The sequence below is a fragment of the Sphingomonas sp. BL2 genome (genome assembly GCF_056680015.1).
The window spans coordinates 3,147,407-3,171,651 of the sequence record NZ_CM155261.1 but is presented as its reverse complement, the minus strand read 5'-3'; the positions used below and the strand labels follow the sequence as shown (position 1 = coordinate 3,171,651).

The following is a 24,245-nucleotide window of genomic DNA, read 5'->3' as shown; positions in this document are numbered from 1 at the left end:
CGATACAACGTCAACCGTTGCCGTGAAACCACATAATGACAGAATTACCGCCGTTCCGGTTCGTCTACGCGAGGCGCGTCGCTGCCGATCGCACCGCCGATATCGATGCCGAGCGTATCGAGGCGTTTGCGCAGGGTATTGCGGTTGATCCCCATAGCGCGCGCGGCCCGAAGCTGGTTCTGACCATGACGCGCCAGCATCGCCTCGATCAGCGGCCGTTCGACTTCGCCGATCACGCGGTCATAGAGCGTGCCGTCATCGAGTGCGGCTGGATCGTCTTGAGCGATGCGCTCGATCATCGCGCGGACGGCTTGTCCGATATCCAGGTCGACCGGGTCGGTGAGCGAGGCGTGGCGGCCGATCATGGTACGGATCGCGTCCGCGTCAATGATTTCGTCGCGCGACAAGACTGCCAGCCGCCGCATGAGATTTTCGAGCTCGCGAACGTTGCCCGGCCAGTCATGCCCGCCAAGCGCGACCATAGCGTCACTGGCAAGCTGACGCCGCGGAAGGCCCTGCGCAGCGGCGTGATCCAGGAAATGCCGCGCGAGCAACGCAATGTCCTGACGTCGTTCGCGCAGCGGCGGCAACGTGATCGGGACGACATTGAGCCGGTAGAACAGGTCTTCGCGGAACTGCCCCGTCGCGACCTGTGACGCCAGATCGCGGTTGGTCGCGGCGACGATGCGAACGTCGACGCGGATCGTCCGTGCGCCACCGACGCTGGTGAACTCGCCCGACTGGAGCACGCGGAGGAGGCGGGTCTGCGCTTCCATCGGCATGTCGCCGATCTCGTCGAGGAACAGCGTGCCGCCCGACGCCTGTTCGAACCGGCCGGCGTTGCGCGTCGCTGCGCCGGTGAACGCGCCGCGTTCATGTCCGAACAGTTCGGCTTCGATCAATTCGCGCGGAATCGCGGCCATGTTGATCGCGACGAACGGTGCCGCGCTACGAGTTCCAAGATCATGGATCGCGCGCGCGACGAGTTCCTTGCCGGTCCCCGATTCGCCCGAGATCAGCACGGTCAGATCGTTCGATACGACGCGAGCGATGATCCGGTAGACGTCCTGCATCGCGGCCGAGCGCCCGATCAGGGGCAGCGCGCGGTCCGCCTCGTGGAGCGCATCCTCAGATACCATCCCGCCCCGCGCGAGCGCACCGGCAACCGCGCGGGTCAGCACGTCGAGGTCGAACGGCTTGGGTAGGTATTCGTACGCGCCAACCTCGGCCGCGCGGACCGCCGTGGTCAGGGTGTTCTGCGCCGAGAGGACGATGATCGGGAGCAGCGGAAACCGCGCGGCGACGCTGCGGACATGGTCGATGCCGTCGCCGTCGGGGAGGATGACGTCGGTGATGAGAACGTCGGGCAGCGTCACCGCAAGCGCGCGTTCGAGTTGCGCGAGGCTGTCGGCGACGGTGACGTCATGGCCGGCGCGACGGAGAGCCTGCGCGACGACGGTACGAATCGCGGCGTCGTCATCGACGACCAGGACCGTACTCATGACGCGGCTCTCGGCAGCAAGAGGCGAAGGACGGTCATCTCGGGGTTTCCTTCGCGGCCGTATTGGACGATGCCGCCCATGTCCCTGGTCAGCTTGTCGACCAGCGCGAGACCAAGCCCCTGCCCTTCGCGACGGCCGGACACGAACGGGTCGAACAAGTGATCGGCGATGTCGGCGGGGGCGCCGGGACCGTTGTCAAAGATACAGATCTCGATCGGCAGCGGCAGGCGCGGCTTGCCGGGTGCCGAACTGACGGTGATGCCATGACGGTACGCAGTGGTCATGACGATCCGCGGTTCGCGTTCGTTTCTAACGGCTTCGCGGGCATTCTTCAGCAGGTTTATGACGATCTGCAGCAGCGCATCCCGGTTGATCTGCGCGGGCGGGAGCGACGGATCGAAGCGTTCCTCAATTGTTATGCCGCGCGCGAAACCGGCGAGTGCGAGCCGGCGGGCATGACCGAGCAGCGGATAGATATTCTCGCTGGCGAGCGGCAGAGGCCGCGTGTCGCTGAAATCCTGCATGCGGTCGATCAGCGCAGCGATGCGATCGACTTCGGTCACGATCAACGTGGTGAGTTCGCCTGCGCCGAGCAATTGCGCCGCGCCGCGGATACCGGACAGCGGATTCTTGATTTCGTGCGCGAGCATCGCCGCGGCACCGACCGCAGCCCTCGCTCCAGCGGCGCGATCCGCCGAGTGTCCAAGCCGCCGCGAGGTGGCGGATGCGTGCAAGGTGATCGCGCGCCAGCCCGGGTAGTCGGCGATCTGCGTCTCGGCGAAATCTGCACGGATCTTGACACCGCGCGCGGTCGAGATTTCGGTGTCGTAGACGGCGAGAGCGTGGCCGTCCCGATTGCGTGGATCATCGGGCGGCGGGATGATCGCATCGAGCGGTTGTCCGATCATCAACCGTTCCGACAGGTTGAGCAGTTGCTCGGCAAGCGCATTGGCATGTGCGACCTTATGGTCGGGATCGACGACCACCACGGCCACCGGCAACGCGGCGAAGAGTTCCGCGAACCCCGGCCGATTGCGCGATGGCGCATCAGGCCGCTGCAAGATCGCGCCAGGGAGCGTAGAACTCGGCCAGCATCGCCTTGACCTGCTTGGGGTCGGGCACTTGGTTCACCTTGTTGCGGAACTCGGCCGAACCGGGGAGGCCCTTGGTGTACCAGCCGATATGTTTCCGCGCCATATTCACGCCGGTCTCAATCCCGTAATGCTCGAGCATCGCCTCGTAATGCCCTGCGATCGCGTCATATTGCTCGGTGATTGACGGATCCTCGTTGCGACGGCCCGTGGCGAACCACTCCATCACCTGGCCGAGCACCCAGGGGCGTCCGTAGCTGCCGCGACCGATCATCAGGCCATCCGCGCCCGACTGGTCCATCGCCGCCTCGGCGTCCTCGATGGTGCAGATGTCGCCGTTGACGATCACCGGGACTGTGACCGCGTCCTTGACCTTGCGGACGAAGCCCCAGTCGGCGCTGCCCTTGTACATCTGGTTGCGCGTGCGGCCGTGGACGGTGATCAGCTTGATTCCGAGGTCCTCAGCGATGCGCGCGAGGTCGGGCGCATTGAGGCTGTCGTGGCACCAGCCCATTCGCATCTTGAGCGTCACGGGCACGTCGACCGCCCTGACCGTCGCCTCGATGATCGCGCTGGCGAGCTTGGTGTCGCGCATCAGCGCCGAGCCTGCGTCGCCATTGACGACTTTGCGCACCGGGCAGCCCATGTTGATGTCGATGATCGCCGCGCCGCGATCCTGGCTGAGCTTGGCGGCCTCACCCATCTCGTAGGGGGTGCAACCGATCAGCTGCATCGACACCGGCTCCTCGAGCCGGTCCCATGCCGCCTTCTGCAACGACTGCCGCGTCTCGCGGATCGCCGCCTGGCTGGCGACCATCTCGGTGACGTTGAGGCCCGAGCCATAGCGTCGCACCAGCGTGCGGAACGGCATGTCGGTGACGCCGGTCATCGGCGCGAGCACGACGGGGCTTTCGATCCGGACAGGACCGATCTGGATAGGAGCAAGGTTACGCATGGATGTGCCTGAAAAAGAGGCATCGTCGTACCCCGTCCGACGCATTTTCGCAAGACTGGCGAGCGTCGAGGCGAACCGCTAGGTCGCAGGGATGACACAGGCACAGCGTATCGTCGCTATCATCGTCGCGGCCGGAACCGGCGTGCGCGCGGGGGGATCGATCCCCAAGCAGTTCGCGCCGATTGCCGGTCGGCCGATGATCGCCTATTCCCATGAGGCGTTCGCGACACATCCGGCGATCGCCGAGACGATCGTCGTCGTCGCCGAGGGTCAACAGGCCTTGGCGACCTCAGCCTTGGGTAACGCGCCGATCGTCGTCGGTGGAGCGACTCGCCGCGAGTCGGTTAGCATCGGCCTCGCGGCGGTCGGCGATGCGACGCACGTATTGATCCACGATGCCGCCCGCCCCTTCCTGTCACACTTGGTCATCGATTCGCTCATCGCAGCCTTGAAGACCAGGGACGCGGCCATTCCCGTCCTCCCGGTGACCGATACGCTCGCCCGCGGCGACGTCCTGCTCGGTGACATCGTGCCCCGCGCGGACCTCAACCGGGTGCAGACACCGCAGGCGTTTGCCGTAGAGGCCCTGCGTGCCGCGCATGCAGTCTGGCCTGCCGACGAAGAGGCGACCGACGATGCGCAGATGGTGCGGCGGCTTGGCGTCGGCGTCGCGTTGGTGCAGGGCTCGGCGATGCTCGAGAAAGTCACCCACCCCGAAGATTTCGCGGCCGCCGAAGCGCGTGTCGCGTACGAAACCCGCACCGCGATGGGGTTCGACGTCCACCGGCTCGAAACCGGCGAAGAGCTTTGGCTTGGCGGCGTCCTGATACCGCACGACAAAGGGCTGTCGGGGCATAGCGACGCCGACGTCGCGCTCCATGCGCTGACCGACGCGCTGCTCGGGACGATCGCTGCCGGCGATATCGGCACGCATTTCCCGCCGAGCGACCCGCAGTGGAAGGGCGCCGACTCCGCGCAGTTCCTCCAGCACGCGGCCAAGCTGATCGCCGACAAGCGCGGCCGGATCGATTTCGTTGACCTGACGATCATGTGCGAGGCGCCGAAGATCGGGCCGCATCGTACGGCGATGACCGCGCGGATCGCCGACCTGCTCGGGCTCACGCTCGACCGGGTCAGCGTCAAGGCGACCACGACCGAACGGCTCGGCTTCACCGGCCGCGGCGAAGGCATTGCCGCGCAGGCCGTCGCGACCATTCGCTTGCCCGGATCGCCGCTTTGAAGATCGCTGCCGCGTTTGCCGCGATCGCGCTCCTTGCCAGCCCGGCGGTAGCGCAACAGCGCTGCATCACCGGGTCCGAGGCCGAATCACTGACGCTCGTCGCGATGCCTGACATCCTCCGCGAAACCGGGCGCGTCTGTGCCGCACAGCTTCCCGCCAGAAGTCTCATCCGGTCGCAGTCGAGTGCGTTGATCGATCGCTATCAGGTCGAGTCCGACCGGGCCTGGCCAGCGGCGCGCGCGGCGATCGTCAAGCTCAGCGATCCTGCCGTGGATGCGATGCTCGATTCGGAGTTTGCGCGACCGTTGCTGACGACGTTGCTGGTGCCGCAGATCGTCGGGCGGATCGCGACGCGCGATTGCGGGACGATCGACCGTATGGTGACGCTGCTCCAGCCCTTGCCACCGCGCAACACCGCGGGCATCGTCGTCGAGACGTTGCGGTACCTCAAATCCCAGAAGTCGCGCAGCGGTGATATCGCCGCGGTGGCGATGCTGCTCTGCCCGGTGGAGACTCGCTGATGGATACGATCCTTCCCGCCGAACTGGTCGATGCCGCTCGCAAGGTGGTCGAGCAGAACCGCGCGATCGGCCGCAGGGTCGCGGTCGCCGAGAGCTGCACTGGCGGACTCGTCGCGGCTGCCCTGACCGAGATACCCGGGTCCTCCGACGTGTTCGAGGTCGGCTTCGTCACCTATTCCAACGCCGCCAAGCTCGGCGTGCTGAAGATCAGCTCGGACGTGCTCGAAACGTTCGGCGCGGTGTCGATCGCGGTGGCGTGGAGCATGGCGCAAGCGGCGCTCAAGCAGTCGGGCGCTGACATCGCCGTTGCCATCACCGGCGTTGCGGGCCCCGGTGGCGGTTCGCTCAAGAAGCCGGTCGGAACCGTGGTGTTCGGTCGCGCTGAGAAGGGTCGTGACCCGTCCGACGTTCACGCCGATCGCAAGGATTTCGGCGATCTCGGCCGTGGCGGGATCCGGCTTCAGGCGGCGTTGTGCGCGCTCGAACTCTTGCTGCCGGATGCGTCCGCCCCGTAAAGCTCGGCGGCGCGGGTCTCGAACGCGCCGATCATCTTACGCAGTGCAGCGCCGAATACCTGCCCGGCGATCATCTCGAACATCCGGTTCTTGAACGCGAAATCGACGGTGAAATCGACCGCGCAACCCTGCGGCTCGGGCCGGAAATGCCATTCGTTGCGCAGATACTTGAGCGGGCCATCGACGTAATCGACATTGAGTTCACTCGGCCGGACCTTCTGCACGCGCGACGTGAACGTCTCGCGCAGGCCCTTAAAGCCGACGATCATGTCGGCGAGCGTTTCCGTATCGCTGTTCGAGCGCACCCGCATCGCGCTGACCCAGGGCAGGAATTCGGCATAGCGACCGACGTCGGCCACCAGGTCGAACATCTGCTCAGGGGTGTAGGGCAAATGACGCGTTTCCGAATGCTTCGGCATCAGATGCGCACGACGCCCAGCTTTGCCTCGCGGTTCGCGCGCAACTTCTCGAAATCGTCGCCCGCGTGATAGCTCGACCGGGTCAGCGGCGACGACGCGACAAGCAGGAAGCCTTTCGCGCGGGCGATCGAGGCATAGGCGTCGAACGCCTTGGGCGGCACGAACTCGGCAACCTTGGCGTGGCGCGGCGTGGGCTGAAGATACTGGCCCATCGTCAGGAAATCGATGTCGGCGCAGCGCATGTCGTCCATCACCTGATGGATCTCCAGCCGCTCTTCGCCGAGCCCGAGCATCACGCCCGACTTGGTAAAGATCGACGGATCGTGCTTCTTGACGCTCTCCAGCAGCCGCAACGACGCGTAGTAGCGCGCACCTGGGCGGATCGTCGGATACAGCCGCGGCACCGTCTCGAGATTGTGGTTGTAAACGTCGGGACGCGCCTCGACGATCGACTCGATCGCCGCCTGCGCCTTGTTGCGGAAGTCAGGCGTGAGGATCTCGATCGTCGTCGTCGGGTTCGACGCGCGGATCGCCTGAATCACCTTCACGAACTGCGACGCGCCACCGTCCGGAAGATCGTCGCGATCGACCGAGGTGATGACGATATGGTTGAGCCCCATCTGCGCGGCCGCATCGGCGACGTTCTGCGGCTCCATCCGATCGACCGCGCGCGGCATGCCGGTCTTGACGTTGCAGAACGCGCACGCCCGCGTGCAGGTATCGCCGAGGATCATGACCGTCGCATGCTTCTTGGACCAGCATTCGCCGATGTTCGGGCATGCCGCCTCTTCGCACACGGTGGTGAGGCTTTTCGAGCGCATCAACTCACGGGTCTTTGCGAAGCCAGCAGAGGTCGGCGCCTTGACGCGGATCCAGTCGGGCTTGCGCGCACGGACCGGCGCAGCCATCGGGGTCATGTCGTTCATGCACGCCAGATAGCCCCGCCCTGCCGCTGAGACAATGGTGACAGACTATGTCGGCGGGTTGGAACCATCGGACGAACCGGATAAAATCATGGAACCAGTTTTAACATGACAAGTTTTTCATGTTGCATCGCAAACTGATATGGAAGGCTACCTGTGCCAACTCACTTTCCGGAAATGATCGAAGGCTATCACCGCTTCAAGGACGGCCCCTGGGAGGAGCAGCGCGAGCGCTGGAAGGAGCTGCAGGACGGCCAGAGCCCCAAGGTGATGATCATCGCCTGCTCCGACAGCCGCGTCGAACCAGCGCAGATTTTTGACACGTTGCCGGGCGAAGTCTTTGTTGTGCGCAACGTTGCCAACCTCGTGCCGCCGTTCGAAACCGGTGGTGGTTATCACGGTGTCTCGGCTGCGATCGAGTTCGCCGTCACCCAGTTGAAGGTCGAAGAGATCGTCGTGATGGGCCACGAGAAGTGCGGTGGCTGCAAGGCTGCGCTGACGCAGGCGTTTGCCGATGCCGATCATGGTGCAGGCGGGTTCGTGTCCGACTGGGTCAGCCTGCTCGACGGTGCCCGCGAGAAGGTCATCGCAAAGTACGGTGAGGGTGCCGAGGCCGGCCGCGAGATGGAACTCGAATCCGTACGGACCTCGATCGCCAACCTCCGCACCTTCCCGTTCGTGACCGAGGCAGAAGCCGCCGGTACGCTGGCCCTGCGCGGTGCCTATTTCGGCATCGACAAGGGCCAGATGCTGCTGCTCAACGAGGATGACCAGTTCATCCAGGCCGACGCAGCAGAAGCGAAGTCCGCGAAAGCCTGACGCGTCAGCGAAGGCCCAACGCCTTCTCCGCCACCTTCTTGACCTTCGGGTCTAGGGGTGGCGGCACCATCGATACGCCGGCTTCGAGGCGGTCCGCGATCAGCGTCAGCGCTGCGATCCGGGCCGCCTTTTTGTCGTTACCGTCGATAACGGTCCACGGTGCAGTCGCGGTGTCGGTGCGCGCGAACATCTCCGTCATCGCCTCCAGATAGTCTTCGCGCCGCGATCGATTGTGAAAATCGTCGAGCCCGGTCTTCCAGTGCTTCCACGGATCGTCGAGCCGCGCCTTGAGTCGGCGGTCCTGCTCCTTCTGCGTGGTATGGATGAACAGCTTGATGAGGGTGGTGCCGCTCTCTACCTGCTGCGCCTCGAACGCGTTGATCTCGTCATAGCCGTGACGCCATTCGGTTTCGCTCGCGAACCCCTCGACGCGCTCGACGAGGACACGGCCGTACCAGCTGCGATCGAACACCGCGATGTTGCCGTTCGCGGGCAGACGGTTCCAGAATCGCCACAGGAAATGATGCGCCTTCTCGTCCGCAGTCGGCCCCGAGATCGGCCAGACCTTGTAGTTGCGGGGGTCCCATTCGGCCGACAGGCGCTGGATGATGCCGCCCTTCCCTGCCGCGTCCCAGCCTTCGAACATCACGATCGCGCGCGTACCGCCGACGATGTGCGCGACTTGGATATGCTCGAGGCGCTTTTGCAGCGCGGCGAGGTCGTGCTTGTACTTGCCGTCGTATTCGTCGCCAGCTTCGTAGTCGGCCAGGTGTATCGTCATGCATCACGCTCCGTCGCAAGGGTCGGGATCTGAACGTTCCAGGCGCCCCGTCGGCGCACGACGAACCAATAATAGGCGATCGACGTCGCCCACACCCCGCCGGTGCCGGCGACCTGAAGCATGCCGGGGACGATGACGAACACCGATGACGCGGGGGTAGCGACGGAGAGGGTGAGGAACAGGACGCCCGTGACGCCGATGCTGCGAACGAGGCTTGGCGCCGGTGTCATCTGATCGTCGCGCATGCCAACCCCTTATCGTGCAGAGGTATTTGCATGGTCGAGGGGGTTGAGGAAGCGTGGGACGTCTTTCCCTCGCCCCTTCGGGGAGAGGGAGGGGCCCGCCCGCGCTTGCGGGTGGGAGGGTGAAGGGAAGTTGGCGCGCACCAACCGCCCCTCTCCCTCCCGTCGCCAAGCGACTCCTCCTTCCCTCTCCCCGTAGGGGCGAGCGACAGAGAGACGTTACCCAGCGCTCGGCGCGACCACCTTCGTCGCGTCCTTCGGGCCATCCACCGTCAGGCGGATGTTGAGTTCCTTCAGCTGCTTGGCACTGACCGGGCTCGGCGCGCCCATCATCAGATCCTCGGCCTTCTGGTTCATCGGGAACAGCACGACTTCGCGGATGTTCGGTTCGCCCGCGAGCAGCATCACCATCCGGTCGATCCCCGGCGCCGAGCCGCCATGCGGCGGTGCGCCGACCTTGAACGCGTTGATCATGCCCGCGAAGTTCGTGTCGACGTCAGCCTGCGTGTAGCCGGCGATCTCGAACGCCTTGTACATGATCTCCGGACGATGGTTCCGGATCGCGCCCGACGACAGCTCGACGCCGTTGCAGACGATATCGTACTGATACGCGAGGATATCGAGCGGATCCTTGTTCTCCAGCGCGTCCATCTCGCCCTGCGGCATCGAGAACGGGTTGTGGCTGAAATCGACCTTCTTCGCGTCCTCGTCATATTCGAACATCGGGAAGTCGACGATCCAGCAGAACTCGAACCGGTTCTCGTCGATCAGGCCGAGGTCGGCGCCGATCCGCGCACGGGCGGCACCCGCCAGCTTCGAGGCGGGCAATTCCTTGCCGGCGGCGAAGAAGATGCCGTCGTTCGGGCCGAGGCCCATCTCGGCGATCAGCTTCCGGGTGGCTTCCTCGCCGTGGTTCTTGGCGATCGGGCCGCCGAGTTCACCGTTCTTCTGCGTGATGTAGCCGAGCCCGGCATGCCCCTCGGCGCGCGCCCAGTCGTTCATGTCGGTAAAGAACTTGCGGCTCTTGTCGGCGGTGTTCGGCGCGGGAATCGCGCGGACCACGTCGCCGCCAGCGACGATGCCGGCGAACAGGCCGAAGCCCGAATCGACGAAGTGATGGCCGACGTCGTGGATCAGGATCGGGTTGCGCAGGTCGGGCTTGTCACTGCCGTACTTCAACATCGATTCGCGGTAGGGGATACGCTTGAACGGCAATGCCGAGACCTGGCGTCCTTTGCCCTGCCAGTCGGCGAATTCCTCGAACACGCCGTGGAGGACGGGCTCTATCGCATTGAACACATCGTCCTGCGTGACGAAGCTCATCTCGAAATCGAGCTGGTAGAATTCGCCCGGCGAACGATCGGCGCGCGCGTCCTCGTCGCGGAAGCAGGGCGCGATCTGGAAATAGCGATCGAAGCCGGCGACCATCAGCAGCTGCTTGAACATCTGCGGCGCCTGCGGAAGCGCGTAGAACTTGCCCGGATGGACGCGGCTCGGCACCAGATAATCGCGCGCCCCTTCGGGCGACGACGCGGTCAGGATCGGCGTCTGAAATTCGGTGAACCCTTGTGAATTCATCCGGTTGCGCAGCGAGGTGATCACCTGGCTGCGGAGCATGATGTTCGCGTGCAGCCGCTCGCGACGCAGATCGAGATAGCGATAGCGCAGGCGGATATCCTCGGGATACTCGGCCTCGCCGGCGACCGGCATCGGCAGCTCGCCGGCCATCGACTGGACGGTCGCCGCGGTCGCGCGGATCTCGATCCCGCCGGTCGGCAGGTTCGGGTTCACGGCTTCCGGCGCCCGGGCCGTGACCTTGCCGGTGATCGTGACGACGCTTTCGCTCTTCAGACCCTCGATGACCTTGAAGACCGGGCCGCTGACGTCGGTGACGATCTGCGTGATGCCGTAGTGATCGCGCAGATCGATGAAGACGAGGTCGCCGTGATCGCGCTTCTTGTGGACCCAGCCGGAGACGCGGACCTCTTCGCCGACCTGTTCGGGGCGGAGGGCGGCGCAGTTGTGGGTGCGATAGGCGTGCATGATGGGTCTTCTCGGACGATAAACAGGTGGTCCGCGCTTCCCTTCCCTTCCGGGCTTTGTCAACCCGAACGAGGCTCGCTATGGACGGGCGATGCATATCCACCCGCTTATCTCCGACAGCGCCACGCTCGCCAATCTGTGCGCGCGCATGGCCGACGCCGACTATGTGTGCGTCGACACCGAATTCATGCGCGAGAGCACCTATTACCCGGAACTCTGCCTGATCCAGATCGCCGACGACAAGGAAGCCGCCGCGATCGACCCGATGGCACCGGGCATCGACCTCAAGCCGCTGCTCGACCTGCTCGTCGAGAATCACGACGTGCTGAAGGTCGTCCATGCCGGCGGGCAGGACATCGAGATCGTCTACAACCTGACCGGCAAGACGCCCTTCCCGCTGTTCGACACGCAGGTCGCGGCGATGGCGCTCGGCCAGGGCGAGCAGATCGGCTATTCGAACCTGGTCGACAGCTGGCTCGGCATCGCGGTCGACAAGGGCGCGCGGTTCACTGACTGGGCGCGCCGACCGCTCGACGCGCGGCAGATCGAATATGCGATCGGCGATGTCACGCATCTATCGAAGATCTTTCCGAAAATGCTGGAGCGGTTGCGCAAGACCGGGCGCGGCGTGTGGCTCGACCAAGAGATGGAGCGGCTCGGCGATACCGCCAATTATGCGAACGATCCCGATCTGGCATGGAAGCGGGTACGGATTTCCGGGCGCAAGCCCGACGTGCTGGGGCGGCTAAAGGCGCTGGCTCGCTGGCGTGAGCTTGAGGCGCAGGCAAAGGATTTGCCGCGCGGGCGGATCGTCAAGGACGAGACGCTGGGCGACATGGCGGGGCATCCGCCCAAGAAGCAGGCGGACCTTGCACGGGTGCGTGGGCTTTCGGCGACCTGGGCCGGCAACGACATCGGTGGCCGCCTGATGGCGGCGATCGAGGGCGCGCAGCCGCTTGGCGACGACGAATTGCCGCCGCGCGACGATCGCAAGCCGGGGCTTGGCAAGGAGGGCTCGCTGGTGGCGGACCTCCTCAAGCTGTTGCTGAAGATCCGGTCGCGAGATATTGATGTGGCGTCAAAATTGCTCGCGCGGACCGATGAACTGGAGGCCTTGGCCGCTGGTGTGCGGACCGGGTTGCCGATGCTCGAGGGCTGGCGGTTCGATCAGTTCGGCCGCGACGCGCTCGATCTGGTTGAGGGGCGGCTGGCGTTTGCGGTGATCGGCGGGAAGCTCAAGATGACGCGTACGGAGGATGCCGCATGAGGATCGTTCTGGTTGCAGCCTTGCTCGGGTCGGCAGCGTGCACGCCGGTCGAGATGCGCGGCGAGACGCCCGCCGCTGCGCCGGTCGCGGCCGCCTGCAATGCCGACTCGCTCGGCGATCTGGTCGGCAAGCGGGCGAGCGATGCTCGGGCTGACGTGATGCAGACACGATCGGGAGCGCGGACGCTCCGGTGGATCGCGCCGAACACGGCCGTGACGATGGATTTCCGTGCCGATCGTCTGAATGTCTATGTGGACGCCAAGGGTCGGATCGAGCGCTTCACCTGCGCCTGAATTCATTGAACCTCCCCTAAAAGGGGAGGATTCAGGCGAGAGCCAGTACGGCCTTGCGTCCCAGGGCGGCGGCAAGCGCGTTATGGCGACGTTCCACCGCCTCGCCGTAGAGCCCACGATCATCCGGGCGCAGCGTCAGCGTAAGTGATACCCCGTCATCCGCGAGCCCTGATCGCTTCAAGGGTCCTGCCAAGCCACCACTCATTCGCTGGCCTAGTCGCATAGCGAGGCCCCAAGCAGTCGCGCTTTTCACCGCTGCCGGAGACGCGAGGCGACCAACTGTTTCACCGGCGGAGAGATCACCACCAAGGCTCGTGTAAAGAGCTTGCGCCAGCATCCCCCGGCCGGGCGCGTCAATCGCGACCCAATTGCCATGCAGCGCGACCTCGACGCCGCGTTCGGCGCGGAACTCGGGGTTGGCGCGCCAGCCGACGTCCGCAAGTAGGCATGCAGTATGCCGAATGCGGGCCATTGCGGGCGGCTCGGCGGTGAACAGCGGTGCGATCCAGCGGTCGAGAAGATCGCCGTGCTCCGGGAAGCGGCCGAGCAGGCGGCCCTCTTCGCGCGCGGCGACGATCAGCGGATCGAGCGTTCGGTCTGCGGGTTTCAGGTCTTCGTAGAGCAGGCCTTCGCGCAGGCCATACGCCGACACGACCGTCGTCCGGCTGCCGAGCTGGCGCATCAGCACACCGAGCAATGCCGCGGCATCGGCGAGCGTTGCCGTGCGGCCCGACGACAGCCCCGGAATCGCCTTCAGGCGCGGCTTGGAAAGCTGTGGGATCGTCCGGCTGAGCCGGGTGATCGTCGCGGCGGTCATCGAATATTGGTGGATGATCGGCAGAGGATAGTCCGACAGCTCCATGTCGAGCCGTGCCAGCGCGCGCCACGATCCGCCGACGAGATACAGCGGAAGCCCCTGCCCCTTCGCCGTCCAGCCGGCCTCGCGCACCAAGCGTGCCACGTAGCGGGCGAGCACCTTGCCGCGCTTGGCCCGGATTGGGCCAATCCGGAGGACGCCGAGCGGGAACGAGACGCGGTCTTCGATTTTGCCGCGGCGGACGCGGACGAGTTCAAGACTGCCGCCGCCGAGATCGCCGACGATGCCGTCCGCGTCGGGGATCGCTGACAGGACACCGTAACCCGCCGCGCTGGCTTCCTGCTCGCCCGACAAAGTCTCTACGGTCAGGCCGAGTTGTTCAGCCGTGGCAATGAGTTCGCCGCCGTTCTTCGCATCGCGTACCGCCGCGGTCGCGACCGTGCGAAGCGTCGAGCATTCCATTTCTTTCGCCACCGCCGCGAACCGTGCCAGCGCGACGCGTGCCGTCTTCAGCGCCGACTTCTCGATCGCACCTGTAGCAGCAAGCCCTCGCCCGAGCCCCGCCAACACCTTCTCATTGAACCGGATCGCGGGGAGCCGCGGGGGCCCCTGGTAGACCACCAGACGGATCGAGTTCGAGCCGATGTCGATGATCCCGGTGCGCGGATGATCGTCGGTCTCGGCCCTGGGCGGGGAATTGCCGAACAGGATATTCGTGACGCTCATCGTTTTCGGCGGAGCGACAGGGTCGGTACGGCATTGCTGGTCGCGAGCGAAGCGCCGCGGCCGGAGAGCGAAGGATTCGTCATGAAATACCGATGCAGGTTGAACGGGCGGTCGCCGGGATCGACGCGGCTATATTCGCCATCGGGGCCTAGCTCCCAACTCTGCTCGTTGTCGATCAGGTTCGCGACCATCACCTGATCGAGGATCTGGTCGTGGACGGTCGGGTTGAGGATCGGCAGCATGTACTCGACGCGTCGGTCGAAATTCCGCGGCATCCAGTCGGCCGACGAGATGAACAGCTTGGCGCCATCATTGGGCAGCGCCTTGCCGTTGCCGAACGCCCAGATCCGGCTGTGCTCCAGAAAGCGCCCGATCACCGACTTCACCCGGATCGTCTCGGACAGGCTGGGCACGCCGGGGCGCAGGCAGCAGATGCCGCGGATGATGAGGTCGATCTCGACCCCTGCCCCGCTCGCCTCGTACAGCTTCTCGATCACCGCAGGGTCGACCAGCGAGTTCATCTTCGCCCAGACGCCGGCGGGCTTGCCGGCGCGCGCGTTGGCGATCTCGACGTCGATCAGGTTCATCAGGTTCTGCCGCAGGTCACGCGGCGACAGGCTGACGCGCGCCATGTCGGTCGGTTCGACATAGCCGGTGATGTAGTTGAACATCTGCGCTGCATCGCGTCCGACCGCGGCGTCGGCGGTGAAGAAGCTGAGGTCGGTGTAGATCTTGGCCGTTACCGGGTGATAATTGCCCGTGCCGAAGTGGCAGTAGGTGCGGAACGCCTGCCCTTCGCGACGGACGACCAGCGAGACCTTCGCGTGCGTCTTCCAGTCGATGAAGCCGTAGACGACCTGCACGCCCGCACGCTCCAGCGCGGAGGCCCAGACCATGTTCTGCTCTTCGTCGAACCGAGCCTTGAGCTCGACGACCGCGGTGACGGACTTGCCCGCCTCGGCCGCGGTGATCAGCGCGTTGATGACCGCTGGCTGCTTGCCGGCGCGGTAGAGCGTCTGCTTGATCGCAACGACGTCGGGGTCGTTCGCAGCCTGTTTCAGAAAGGCGAGCACCACTTCGAACGTCTCGTACGGGTGATGGACGACGATGTCCTTGGCCTTGATCGCCGCGAAGCAGTCGCCGCCGAATTCGCGGATCCGCTCGGGGAAGCGCGGCGTGAAGGGCGGGAATTTCAGGTCCGGGCGATCCTCGTCGACCAGCCCGTCGAGGTCTACGATGCCGAGCAGGTTGCCGCTCTCGGTGATGATCGCGTCGGCGCCGCCGAGTTCGTCCTTGAGGACCGCGGCGAGGACGTCGGGGATACCGGTTTCGAGTTCCAGACGGATCACGCGGCCGCGGCGGCGGCGCTTGATCGCGTTCGCGAAGTAGCGGACGAGATCCTCTGCCTCTTCCTCGATCTCCATGTCGCTGTCGCGCAGGACGCGGAAGCTGGCGGCGGCGAGGACTTCGTAGCCGGGGAACAGGACCGGCGCGAACCGCTTCAGGATCGATTCGATCGAGATGTAACGTGCGGGTTCGCCGGGGAGGCGGACGAAGCGCGTCATCGTGTGCGGGAGCATGACCAGCTCGCGGACCGGCTCGTTGTCCGAGCGGCGGACGAGGTCGAAAATTACCGACAGGCCGCGGTTCGGGATGAACGGGAACGGATGCGCGGGATCGAGCGCCTGTGGGGTCAGGATCGGGAAGATCTGATCGCGGAAATGCGTTTCGAGCCACTCGTCGGCTTCGCCTTCGACCGCCTCGCGTCGCAGGACGAACAGCCCGGCCTCATCGAGCAGCACGCGCAGGTCACCCCATACCGCCTGCTGGCTCGCCATCAGTTCGTCCGCCTCGCGGACGATCGCGGTCAGCTGCTGGCCGGCAGTAAGCCCGTCTGCCGAGCGTCGGTCGACGTCCTGCGTCTGCTGGCCCTTGAGGCCGGCGACGCGGACCATGAAGAACTCGTCGAGGTTGGAGCCCGAAATCGAAAGGAAGCGAAGCCGCTCGAGCAGCGGGTGCGCGGGGTTGCACGCCTCCTCCAGCACACGACGGTTGAACGCGAGCCAGGAGAGCTCGCGGTTGAAGAACCGGTCGTTCGGCTGTGCGCCGATGGGATCGTCGTCGTCTTCCGATTGGCGGACGATATGGGCTGGACGGTTCATCGGGCCTCTTGGGAGCTTATGGTGGCGTGAAGAGCGGGAGGTCGAGCGCGAGTTGCGGCCGGAGGATCAGCCCGGCCTCGGTGAGTGTGGTTCGTGCAAGAGGAATGGACAAGCGCTTGCGACGTTCCATCGCCTCTTGGTCAAGCGCATCGACGGTTCGCGTTACGGTAATATGACTGCGCTCGATTCTGGTCGCGAGCCAGTCGATCAGATCGGGCCGCGCATCGAGGCTGCGGCGCTCGAACAGGTGCGCCAGCAACAGCCGCATGAGCTCGTCGTCGGGCGCGCCGATCGCCGCGATCGGGCTGGCGGCAAGGCGCGAGCGCAGGTCGGGAAGCTTCACCTTCCACTCGGGCGGCGCTGCGTCCGCGACGATCAGCAGCGGCCTGTGCTCCTCCTGCGCGCGGTTCCAAGCGTGGAACAGCTGCGCCTCGGGCACGCGCTCGGCATCGTCGATGATCGTCCCGCCGCTCTTCGCCGCGAAGATTCGCGCGAGAAGGCTGCGGCCCGATTTGCGCGGGCCGGTTAGTATCGCGGTCATGACGGGCCACGTGGCGGTATGCTCCAGCGTGTGGACCGCGCGCGAGTTGGAGGGGGTAACGAGGAAGGCGTCGTCGCGAGGGTCCGCCGGCCACCCGAGTGGCAGCGCAATTTGAGTCATCTTGGTCGCGCTCACCCTGTCGTCGCATTGTCCGCGGGCAAGTCCGGCGGAAGAAGTTGGGCGACCCGGCGGATGCGGATCGTCTGGCCGGAGCCGAATACCTGATAGCCGCGGGCTTCTAGCGCGGTCTTCAGCGCAGCCGGATCGCCGTCGTACGCGACGCGCATCAGCGAGACGCCGCCGAGCGCGAGACTGGTCGTCGCGGCCGAGCGGACGCCGGGAATCGCGCGGAGTGCGGCTTCGGTCGAGGAGACGTTTGCTGCGGCGGGCGTGTCGAACTGGACGATGATCGAGATGCCCGCACCACCCGTCAGGACGGCGGTGTTGGCGTCCGCGGTCTCGTCGGTGGGCAGATCCTTGATCACCGCGGCTTCGGGCGGAGGCGGTGGCGACAGGCTGTAGTCAACGCGGAGCGAACCGTTGCGGCGGGCCTGCTGATACAGGTCGTCGATCCGCTTCACGCCGGTATCGAGTAGCTGCGCGATGCCGTCGGGCGTACCGACTCGCAGCGTGAAGCTGCCGATCAGCTCGTTGTCGGGGCCATGGCGCGCTTCGAACACGCCAATCACCGGGCCGCCGGGCCACTGGCGATGCAATTTCACGACCGGGTTGAGAACGTCGCTCGCGCCATATTGGTCGAGGATCGTCCGCCACCAGCCGCGGCCGGGACGCTGCGTCTGACCGACGTTGAGCAGCAGCGCGTCGGGGCCGGAGCCGGACGGGCGGACATAGTCGATGCTGCTGTTGCCGGTGCGATAGCGTGCCCAAGCCTGCTGCCACTGCGTGCTCTGCTCGAACGCCTGGCCGACGCCGCCCGAATATTGGACGGGGATGACGAGCATCGGCTGCGAGCGATCAGCATAGGTCGAGATGCCGAGGATCGATCCGGCGCGGCCGCGATCGAACAGCACGCCGAGCTTGGCGATGTAGCGCTGCGGGCCGATCTGTTCGTTCTCGACGACGATTCCTGAGACCAGCGAGTCGAGCGTGCCGTCCGAGACGAGGCCGCCTCCACCGCCAAGTCGGTTCGACAATTGCACCCAGGCTTTGCGCTGAGCGAGCCGCCAGCCGCCATAGCGCGCGGCGTCGGCAGTCTTGCCGGCGACGTCGACCGTGACGCCGCTCACCTCGTACGCGCTGCCGCTGTCGGCCGGAGCCGCGCCTCGGCTGCCGCCTTCGATCTGCGCGAGCACAGCTCCCCCGCTCAGCAGGAGAGCGGCGCCAGCAAGCGCGGTGGGAAGGGTACGGATACGCATCAAGCGGGCCTTTTGGCGAAGCAGACGTGGAAATCCAAGCGCGATGTGGCTAGCAGCACCGATCATGACCGATACGCCAGACTCCGCCGCTCCCGCTTCGGGCTCCTACACCTACGCTCAAGCGGGCGTTTCGATCGCCGCGGGCAACGCGCTGGTGCGGGCGATCGCCCCGCTCGCGCGCTCGACGCGTAGGCCGGGGGCGGATGCCGATCTTGGCGGGTTTGGAGGGATGTTCGATCTCAAGGCGGCGGGGTTCGTCGATCCTCTGCTGGTGGCGGCGAACGATGGCGTCGGCACCAAGTTGAAGCTGGCGATCGAGTGGGATCGGCATGAGGGGGTCGGCGTCGACCTCGTCGCGATGTGCGTCAACGACCTGATCGTGCAGGGTGCCGAGCCGCTGTTCTTCCTCGATTATTACGCGAGCGGGAAGCTCGATGCCGCGGTTGCAGAGCGCGTCGTCGCCTCGATCGCGGAAGGGTGCAAGACCGCCGGCTGCGCGCTCATCGGGGGCGAGACTGCCGAGATGCCGGGCATGTATGCGGACGGCGACTATGATCTCGCAGGCTTCTGCGTCGGCGCGGTCGAGCGTACCAATGTACTGACCGGGCGCGAGATCGCGGCGGGCGATGTGATGCTCGGGCTGGCGTCGTCGGGTGTGCATTCGAACGGGTTCTCGTTGGTGCGCCGGCTAGCCACCGATCGTGGGTGGAAGCTCGATCGTCCGGCGCTGTTCGACCAGGACAAGTTGCTGATCGATCATCTGATGGCGCCGACTCGCATCTACGTCGCGAGCCTGCTGCCGTTGCTGCGCGAGCGGCGGATTAAGGGACTGGCGCATATTACGGGCGGTGGCCTGCTCGAGAACATCCCGCGCGTGCTGCCGGACGGCGTGCATGCGGTGGTCGATGCGGATGCGTGGGATCAGTCGCGGTTGATGGCTTTCCTGCAAGCCCAGGGCGCGATCGAGCCGGAGGAGATGGCGCGGACGTTCAACTGCGGGATCGGCATGGTCGTGATCGTCAGCGCCGACGAGGCCGAGGCGGTGACCGCGGCGCTCGAAGCGGCGGACGAGACGGTATTCATGATCGGGCGGATCGAGACTGGCGCGCTTGGCTGTACGGTTCGTGGGTCTGCCGGCACGTGGAGCGCACGCGAGGACTGGACCGCAACGCATGGCTGACAAGACGCGCGTCGGCGTGCTGATCTCGGGGCGCGGATCGAACATGATGGCTCTGGTAAGCGCGTCGCGCGCGGCCGAGTGTCAGTACGAGATCGCTCTGGTCGCTTCGGACAAGCCGGACGCGGCGGGGCTCGAATGGGCTCGGTCGGAGGGGTTGGCGACGTTCGCGCTCTCACCGAAGGATCTCGGGAAGCCGGCCTATGAAGCAGCGATCGATGCGGCGTTACGCGAGGCGGGTGTCGAGGTCGTTGCGCTCGCCGGCTACATGCGGTTGCTGTCGGACGAGTTCGTCGCGGCGTGGCGGGACCGCATCGTCAACATCCACCCGTCGCTGCTGCCAAAGTACAAGGGCCTCGACACGCATGCGCGGGCGATCGCGGCGGGCGATGCGGTTGGCGGTTGCTCGGTGCATGTCGTGACCGAGGAACTCGATGGCGGCGTGGTGCTGGGTCAGGCCGAGGTGCCGATCCTTGACGGTGACGATGCGGACGCGCTTGCGGATCGCGTGCTGGCGGCGGAACATGCTTTGTACCCGAAGACCTTGGCGGAGTTCGTGACGCGATGACCGATCTGTTCCCTCTCGACCGCGTTCGTGCGGCGGCGCTTGCCTTGCCCGAGACCGAGGAGAAGGTGTCGCATGGCCAGCCGACCTTCTTCGTGGCGGGGAAGCAGTTCGTGCAGTTTCGGGCGGATCATCACGGTGATGGGCTGACGATCGTTTGCGTTAAGACCGGTGGTAGCGACGAGCAGGCGATGCTGATCGAGGCGAACCCGGATGTGTATTCGCGGCCGGCGTATCTCGGTGCGACCGGCTGGGTCGGCATGAATGTCGCAGGTGATCCGGACTGGGCGCTGGTCGAGGACCGGATCGCGCGGAGTTGGGAACTAGCCGCCCCTGCGCGGCTGCTGGAGGCTGGCGGGCGATGAGCACCGAGACTCCGACCGAACGGCGCGAGGCTGCGGCGACGCGGCGGCGTTGGGTGACGCTGGCCGAAGTGGTGGCGGTCGCGGGCGTGCTGATCGCGGCGTTGACGCTGTGGACCAACTGGTCGGATCACCGTGCGAACGAGGCCGACAAGATCGCGGCGCAGTCGAGTGCGGCGCGCGAGCGGACGAAGATCGACCTGTCGGCGATCGTGCAGGATGGCGGTGATACGCTGTTGCTGAAGGAAGCGCGGCATGACCTTCAGGACGTGACGATCACCTTCCCGCGTGCGCTGGGCGTCTCGCCGCAGCGGCCGCCGGCGGAACCGGTCATCGACAAATCGTGGTTCTCTAAACCGCTTCTGAAGCTGACCGATGGCGGCGCGGACAATCGAGCAGGCCGGTTGCCGGTTCTGGTGAGTGTCCAATATTTTGATGGCGACACGACCCGTTCGGCGAGCGGCATCTATGAAGTAATCTGGAAGACCGAAGCCGGCTTGCCCTTGATGGGTCGGTCGCTGAAGCTCGAGGGCTTGCGCGTTCGCCAGCGCGGCGGTGATCAGGCTAGGCTGGATGCGATTTGGGCGAAAGAGAAGCCGGCGACGTAAGTCGCTTACCGCTAAACGGCATCACCCTGGCGGAGGCCGGGGTCCAATTGGGGAACGTTGCTAACGGAGGGCAACATTCCGTTACTGCGACCTTTCCAAATGGGCCCCGGCCTTCGCCGGGGTGGTAGCGCTGCTGTGCTGCGCAGCGCTTTCGCCGGGAACCTCAGACCGCTCGCGCGTAGACCGGGTCGTCGTGGAGGGTGGTGCCGACCGTGAACTGGCGGGTGCCGATCACCTTGAAGCCTTGGCGTTCGTAGAAGGCTCGAGCGCGGGTGTTCTGGTCCCATACGCCTAGCAGGACTCGGGTTCGGCCTGCCGCCGCGGCGTCTTCAAAGGCGCGTGCCATCAGGGCGGCGCCCAGGCCTGAGCCTTGGCCTTGCTTCATGAGATAGATGCGGCGGAGTTCGATGTCCGCGGGGCCGGGTTCGAGCGGGAAATCGGGCGCGGTCAACACCGTGTAGCCGATCGGTGCGTGACCGGGCTCGTATTCGGCGAGCGTCACGATCGTTGCGAGATCGGCCAGCCACGTCTCGAACGTGGCGATGCTGTTCTTCGTCGTGCAGTGGGCGACGATATCCGCCCCCGTCAGCACGGTCGCATAGGTATCGAGAAACGTGGCGGATGCGACGAGCGATAGCGCGGGCGCGTCGCCCGGCTCAGCCCGTCGCAGCCGCCAGGTCATCAGCCGACGATTTCTTCGGGCTTGAAGAAATAGGCGATCTCGATCTCGGCGTTCTCGTCCGAGTCCGAACCGTGGACCGAGTTGGCTTCGATCGACTCGGCGAGTTCCTTGCGGATCGTGCCGGCATCGGCGTTGGCGGGGTTGGTGGCGCCCATGATGTCGCGGTTGCGCTGCATCGCGTTCTCGCCTTCGAGAACCTGGACGACGACCGGGCCGGAGATCATGAACGATACGAGCTCGCCGAAGAACGGACGCTCCTTGTGGACCGCGTAGAAGCCTTCGGCCTGCTCGCGGGTCATCTGGATGCGCTTCGAAGCGACGACGCGCAGGCCGGCTTCCTCGAGCATCTTGGTGACCGCACCGGTCAGGTTGCGGCGGGTTGCGTCGGGCTTGATGATCGAAAAAGTACGGTTCGCGGCCATGATGGTCACGGGCTCCTGTGTTGACGGTAATCGGATGCGCGGCGCTTAGGCGGGGGACGCGGTTAAAGCAACCTATGCGGCCTGTTCCCAGCGGCCGGAGTCGTTCTGCTTCCAGTAGCGGCGTTCGACACCGTCGCGGTCGGCTAGCGCCTTCCAGGCGAGGCGGGCTTCCTGAATCGCTTCGTCGTCGAAGAGGTGGAAGCCGCGGTCAAAGGTTAGGATAAGGTCACGCCAACGTCCGTCTACCACCGCGACGTTGCGGGCGGCATTGGCGGGGGCAGTCTCCTGGATATCTTGAGCGATTAGAATGGGTTGGATGGTGTCGTCGTTGCTGCCGGCCTGGGCGTGGGGGAGGAAGCTCTCGGGAGCGTAGGACCAGAGCAGGCGGTCGAGCGCGACGCGTTGTTCTTCGGGTTCGGCGACGATCAAGAGGCGGCCGCCGGTTTGGACGACGCGCTCGGCGATGCGTGGGAGGACGCGGTCGAGGGGGCTGGTTAGGTGGTAGAAATCGACCTGCATAGTTTCCCCCTAGCATTCCTCCCCCGCCAGGGGGAGGTGGCAGCCATAGGCTGACGGAGGGGGCGGACACGGAGCAGGCGTATCGTGTTCCTCCCCCTCCGTCACGGCTGCGCCGCGCCACCTCCCCCTGGCGGGGGAGGATCATCTCAGGCCTCAACCCTCGAAGTTGTCCGCTACGAACTGGTCGAGCAGGCGGACGCCGTAGCCGGTTGCGCCCTTGTCGTGGTTGGTGCCGGGCTTGTCGGACCAGACCATGCCGGCGATGTCGAGATGCGCCCACTTCACGCCTTCGTCGACGAAGCGCTTGATGAACTGCGCCGCGGTGATCGAGCCGGCGCCGCGGGGGCCGACGTTCTTCATGTCGGCGATCGGCGAGTCGATCAGCTTGTCGTAGGCGGGCGACAGCGGAAAGCGCCACAGCGTGTCGCCGGTGGTCTTGCCCGCCGCGATCAGCTGGTCGGCGAGCGCGTCGTCGTTGGCGAAGATGCCGCCATTCTCGGTACCCAGCGCGACGATCATCGCGCCCGTCAGCGTGGCGAGATCGACGATCGTGGTCGGCTTGTGCGCCTGCTGGACCCAGGTGACGCAGTCGCAGAGCACGAGGCGACCCTCGGCGTCGGTGTTGAGCACTTCGATCGTCTGGCCCGACATCGAGGTGATGACGTCGCTCGGCCGGAGTGCCGCACCGTCGGGCATGTTCTCGACGAGGCCCATCACCCCGACGACGTTCGCCTTCGCCTTGCGGCTGGCCAGCGCCTTCATCGCGCCGGCGACGGCGCCTGCGCCGCCCATGTCCCACTTCATGTCTTCCATGCCCGCGCCCGGCTTGATCGAGATGCCGCCCGAATCGAACGTCACGCCCTTGCCGACGAACGCAAGCGTGGGCGCGTCGGCCCCTGCCCCGTTCCACTTGAGCGCTAGGATGCGTGCTTCACGGCGCGAACCCTGGCTGACGCCGAGCAGTGAGCCCATGCCGAGTTCGGTCATCTGTGCTTCGTCGAGCACGGTGATCTCGAGCCCGAGACCCTCGACGTCCTTCGTCACCTTCTCGACGAAGCTCTCGGGGTAGACGACGTTCGGCGGCGAGGTGACGAGCCAGCGGGTCAGGTCGAGACCCTCGGTGACCGCGGCCGCCTCGGTCCAGGCTGCATCGGTGCCGTCGGGCACGCCGGCGATGGTGATCTCGGTGAGCGTCGGCTTCGACTTCTCGGCGAGCTTCGTGCGGTACGTGTCGTAGCGCCATGCACGCTGGGCGGCGGCAGCGGCGAAGTGTGCGGCGGCCTTGGCGGTCGGCGTGGTACCACTCGAGAGGTCGGCAACGACCGAGGTTGCGCCCGAGGTCAGCAGACGTGCGGTGATCGCACCGCCAGCCTTCTCCCAATCTGCGATCTCGCCGGCGCCGACTCCGACAAGCAGGACCTGCCGAACCGCGCCGTCGACCGGCACGAACAGCTCGACGACCGCCCCTGCTTCACCCGCAAAGCGTGCCGCCGTCGCTGCGCTGGTCGCCACTACCTCGACATCGCCGCCGATCGCGCTCCACTTGATCTGCGCCAAGCCGTCCTTCGCGACGGGGACGGCGAGGATCGGGGCGTTGGCGGGAACGGTCGGGGCGAAGACGATCTGCATGAAGAAACCTCGGGAAGCTTTTGAACGACAGGATGGGCTTAGCCCTAA

At 65.7% G+C, this 24,245-nt stretch carries 26 protein-coding genes; 10 read left to right on the top strand and 16 right to left on the bottom strand.

Annotated elements, in window-relative coordinates; translation table 11 throughout:
* Positions 1-44 precede the first annotated feature (44 nt).
* From ntrC to dusB, 3 genes are read right to left on the bottom strand one after another with little or no spacing between them, the layout of a single operon-like run.
* Positions 45-1,502, bottom strand: coding sequence for a nitrogen regulation protein NR(I) (ntrC, locus tag AC1ME3_RS14765; protein WP_480953744.1), 1,458 nt, complete (start codon positions 1,500-1,502; stop codon positions 45-47).
* A complete protein-coding gene (locus AC1ME3_RS14760) occupies positions 1,499-2,563 on the bottom strand; it encodes a two-component system sensor histidine kinase NtrB (RefSeq protein WP_480953743.1) in 1,065 nt (354 codons plus the stop codon). Before AC1ME3_RS14760 ends, ntrC begins: the two co-directional genes overlap by 4 nt.
* Positions 2,550-3,548 (bottom strand): tRNA dihydrouridine synthase DusB, encoded by a 999-nt coding sequence (gene dusB, locus AC1ME3_RS14755; RefSeq protein ID WP_480953742.1) that lies wholly within the window; start codon positions 3,546-3,548, stop codon positions 2,550-2,552. The genes AC1ME3_RS14760 and dusB overlap by 14 nt, the downstream gene beginning before the upstream one ends.
* Before the next feature lie 91 nt (positions 3,549-3,639).
* Here dusB and AC1ME3_RS14750 point away from each other — a divergent pair, with 91 nt between their 5' ends.
* Genes AC1ME3_RS14750 through AC1ME3_RS14740 form a run of 3 tightly spaced genes read left to right on the top strand, consistent with a single transcriptional unit; the run spans position 3,640 to position 5,824 of the window.
* Positions 3,640-4,788, top strand: a complete 1,149-nt coding sequence (locus AC1ME3_RS14750) for a bifunctional 2-C-methyl-D-erythritol 4-phosphate cytidylyltransferase/2-C-methyl-D-erythritol 2,4-cyclodiphosphate synthase (protein ID WP_480953741.1) — start codon at positions 3,640-3,642, stop codon at positions 4,786-4,788.
* Entirely contained in the window at positions 4,785-5,309 is a 525-nt protein-coding gene (locus AC1ME3_RS14745) for a hypothetical protein (protein WP_480953740.1), read from the top strand. The genes AC1ME3_RS14750 and AC1ME3_RS14745 overlap by 4 nt, the downstream gene beginning before the upstream one ends.
* A complete protein-coding gene (locus AC1ME3_RS14740; RefSeq protein ID WP_056048893.1) occupies positions 5,309-5,824 on the top strand; it encodes a CinA family protein in 516 nt (171 codons plus the stop codon). The genes AC1ME3_RS14745 and AC1ME3_RS14740 overlap by 1 nt, the downstream gene beginning before the upstream one ends.
* Here AC1ME3_RS14740 and AC1ME3_RS14735 read toward each other — a convergent pair.
* A complete protein-coding gene (locus tag AC1ME3_RS14735) occupies positions 5,770-6,243 on the bottom strand; it encodes a type II toxin-antitoxin system RatA family toxin (protein ID WP_426282109.1) in 474 nt (157 codons plus the stop codon). The genes AC1ME3_RS14740 and AC1ME3_RS14735 overlap by 55 nt on opposite strands.
* Positions 6,243-7,169, bottom strand: a complete 927-nt coding sequence (gene lipA / locus AC1ME3_RS14730) for a lipoyl synthase (RefSeq protein WP_480953739.1) — start codon at positions 7,167-7,169, stop codon at positions 6,243-6,245. The genes AC1ME3_RS14735 and lipA overlap by 1 nt, the downstream gene beginning before the upstream one ends.
* A 174-nt stretch (positions 7,170-7,343) precedes the next feature.
* On the opposite strand from lipA, the gene AC1ME3_RS14725 reads away from it, so the two are divergent.
* Positions 7,344-7,985 carry a carbonic anhydrase gene (locus AC1ME3_RS14725; protein ID WP_107955589.1) on the top strand — a complete coding sequence of 214 codons (642 nt, stop codon included), beginning with the start codon at positions 7,344-7,346 and terminating at the stop codon, positions 7,983-7,985.
* 4 nt (positions 7,986-7,989) lie between these two features.
* Here the strand turns inward: AC1ME3_RS14725 and AC1ME3_RS14720 are convergent, their stop codons facing one another.
* The 3 genes from AC1ME3_RS14720 to aspS all read right to left on the bottom strand — a co-directional run bounded on the left by AC1ME3_RS14720 (position 7,990) and on the right by aspS (position 11,051).
* Positions 7,990-8,766: a polyphosphate kinase 2 family protein gene (locus AC1ME3_RS14720; RefSeq protein ID WP_480953738.1), complete on the bottom strand. Its 777-nt coding sequence runs from the start codon at positions 8,764-8,766 to the stop codon at positions 7,990-7,992.
* Entirely contained in the window at positions 8,763-9,011 is a 249-nt protein-coding gene (locus AC1ME3_RS14715; RefSeq protein WP_480953737.1) for a hypothetical protein, read from the bottom strand. The genes AC1ME3_RS14720 and AC1ME3_RS14715 overlap by 4 nt, the downstream gene beginning before the upstream one ends.
* Before the next feature lie 216 nt (positions 9,012-9,227).
* Positions 9,228-11,051, bottom strand: coding sequence for an aspartate--tRNA ligase (aspS, locus tag AC1ME3_RS14710; protein ID WP_200912536.1), 1,824 nt, complete (start codon positions 11,049-11,051; stop codon positions 9,228-9,230).
* 91 nt (positions 11,052-11,142) lie between these two features.
* Here aspS and rnd point away from each other — a divergent pair, with 91 nt between their 5' ends.
* Both rnd and AC1ME3_RS14700 read left to right on the top strand, forming a co-directional pair.
* The gene (gene rnd / locus AC1ME3_RS14705) at positions 11,143-12,318 is read left to right on the top strand and encodes a ribonuclease D (protein ID WP_056048878.1); all 1,176 of its coding nucleotides are present in this window, start codon (positions 11,143-11,145) and stop codon (positions 12,316-12,318) included.
* Positions 12,315-12,611, top strand: a complete 297-nt coding sequence (locus tag AC1ME3_RS14700) for an I78 family peptidase inhibitor (protein WP_480953736.1) — start codon at positions 12,315-12,317, stop codon at positions 12,609-12,611. The genes rnd and AC1ME3_RS14700 overlap by 4 nt, the downstream gene beginning before the upstream one ends.
* 31 nt (positions 12,612-12,642) lie before the next feature.
* Here the strand turns inward: AC1ME3_RS14700 and AC1ME3_RS14695 are convergent, their stop codons facing one another.
* From AC1ME3_RS14695 to AC1ME3_RS14680, 4 genes are read right to left on the bottom strand one after another with little or no spacing between them, the layout of a single operon-like run.
* Positions 12,643-14,154, bottom strand: a complete 1,512-nt coding sequence (locus tag AC1ME3_RS14695) for a Ppx/GppA phosphatase family protein (RefSeq protein ID WP_480953735.1) — start codon at positions 14,152-14,154, stop codon at positions 12,643-12,645.
* Positions 14,151-16,316, bottom strand: a complete 2,166-nt coding sequence (locus AC1ME3_RS14690; RefSeq protein ID WP_480953734.1) for an RNA degradosome polyphosphate kinase — start codon at positions 16,314-16,316, stop codon at positions 14,151-14,153. Before AC1ME3_RS14690 ends, AC1ME3_RS14695 begins: the two co-directional genes overlap by 4 nt.
* 16 nt (positions 16,317-16,332) lie before the next feature.
* Complete coding sequence (locus tag AC1ME3_RS14685; protein WP_056050416.1) at positions 16,333-16,977, bottom strand: HdaA/DnaA family protein; 645 nt, start codon at positions 16,975-16,977, stop codon at positions 16,333-16,335.
* 11 nt (positions 16,978-16,988) lie between these two features.
* Positions 16,989-18,233: a heavy-metal-associated domain-containing protein gene (locus tag AC1ME3_RS14680; RefSeq protein ID WP_480953733.1), complete on the bottom strand. Its 1,245-nt coding sequence runs from the start codon at positions 18,231-18,233 to the stop codon at positions 16,989-16,991.
* A gap of 64 nt (positions 18,234-18,297) precedes the next feature.
* Here AC1ME3_RS14680 and purM point away from each other — a divergent pair, with 64 nt between their 5' ends.
* The 4 genes from purM to AC1ME3_RS14660 are packed head-to-tail and all read left to right on the top strand — an operon-like array spanning position 18,298 to position 20,945.
* Positions 18,298-19,413 carry a phosphoribosylformylglycinamidine cyclo-ligase gene (purM, locus tag AC1ME3_RS14675; RefSeq protein WP_480953732.1) on the top strand — a complete coding sequence of 372 codons (1,116 nt, stop codon included), beginning with the start codon at positions 18,298-18,300 and terminating at the stop codon, positions 19,411-19,413.
* On the top strand, positions 19,406-19,978 hold the full coding sequence (gene purN, locus AC1ME3_RS14670; RefSeq protein ID WP_480953731.1) for a phosphoribosylglycinamide formyltransferase: 573 nt from the start codon (positions 19,406-19,408) through the stop codon (positions 19,976-19,978). The genes purM and purN overlap by 8 nt, the downstream gene beginning before the upstream one ends.
* Entirely contained in the window at positions 19,975-20,340 is a 366-nt protein-coding gene (locus tag AC1ME3_RS14665) for an MmcQ/YjbR family DNA-binding protein (RefSeq protein ID WP_480953730.1), read from the top strand. Before purN ends, AC1ME3_RS14665 begins: the two co-directional genes overlap by 4 nt.
* Positions 20,337-20,945 carry a hypothetical protein gene (locus tag AC1ME3_RS14660; protein WP_480953729.1) on the top strand — a complete coding sequence of 203 codons (609 nt, stop codon included), beginning with the start codon at positions 20,337-20,339 and terminating at the stop codon, positions 20,943-20,945. Before AC1ME3_RS14665 ends, AC1ME3_RS14660 begins: the two co-directional genes overlap by 4 nt.
* A 163-nt stretch (positions 20,946-21,108) precedes the next feature.
* Here AC1ME3_RS14660 and AC1ME3_RS14655 read toward each other — a convergent pair whose 3' ends face one another.
* From AC1ME3_RS14655 to AC1ME3_RS14640, 4 genes are all read right to left on the bottom strand, one after another.
* Positions 21,109-21,627: a GNAT family N-acetyltransferase gene (locus tag AC1ME3_RS14655; RefSeq protein ID WP_480953728.1), complete on the bottom strand. Its 519-nt coding sequence runs from the start codon at positions 21,625-21,627 to the stop codon at positions 21,109-21,111.
* Positions 21,627-22,049: a nucleoside-diphosphate kinase gene (ndk, locus tag AC1ME3_RS14650; protein ID WP_056058698.1), complete on the bottom strand. Its 423-nt coding sequence runs from the start codon at positions 22,047-22,049 to the stop codon at positions 21,627-21,629. Before ndk ends, AC1ME3_RS14655 begins: the two co-directional genes overlap by 1 nt.
* A 72-nt stretch (positions 22,050-22,121) precedes the next feature.
* A complete protein-coding gene (locus AC1ME3_RS14645) occupies positions 22,122-22,568 on the bottom strand; it encodes a DNA polymerase III subunit chi (protein WP_480953727.1) in 447 nt (148 codons plus the stop codon).
* A gap of 153 nt (positions 22,569-22,721) precedes the next feature.
* Positions 22,722-24,197 (bottom strand): leucyl aminopeptidase, encoded by a 1,476-nt coding sequence (locus tag AC1ME3_RS14640; RefSeq protein ID WP_480953726.1) that lies wholly within the window; start codon positions 24,195-24,197, stop codon positions 22,722-22,724.
* Positions 24,198-24,245 lie beyond the last annotated feature (48 nt).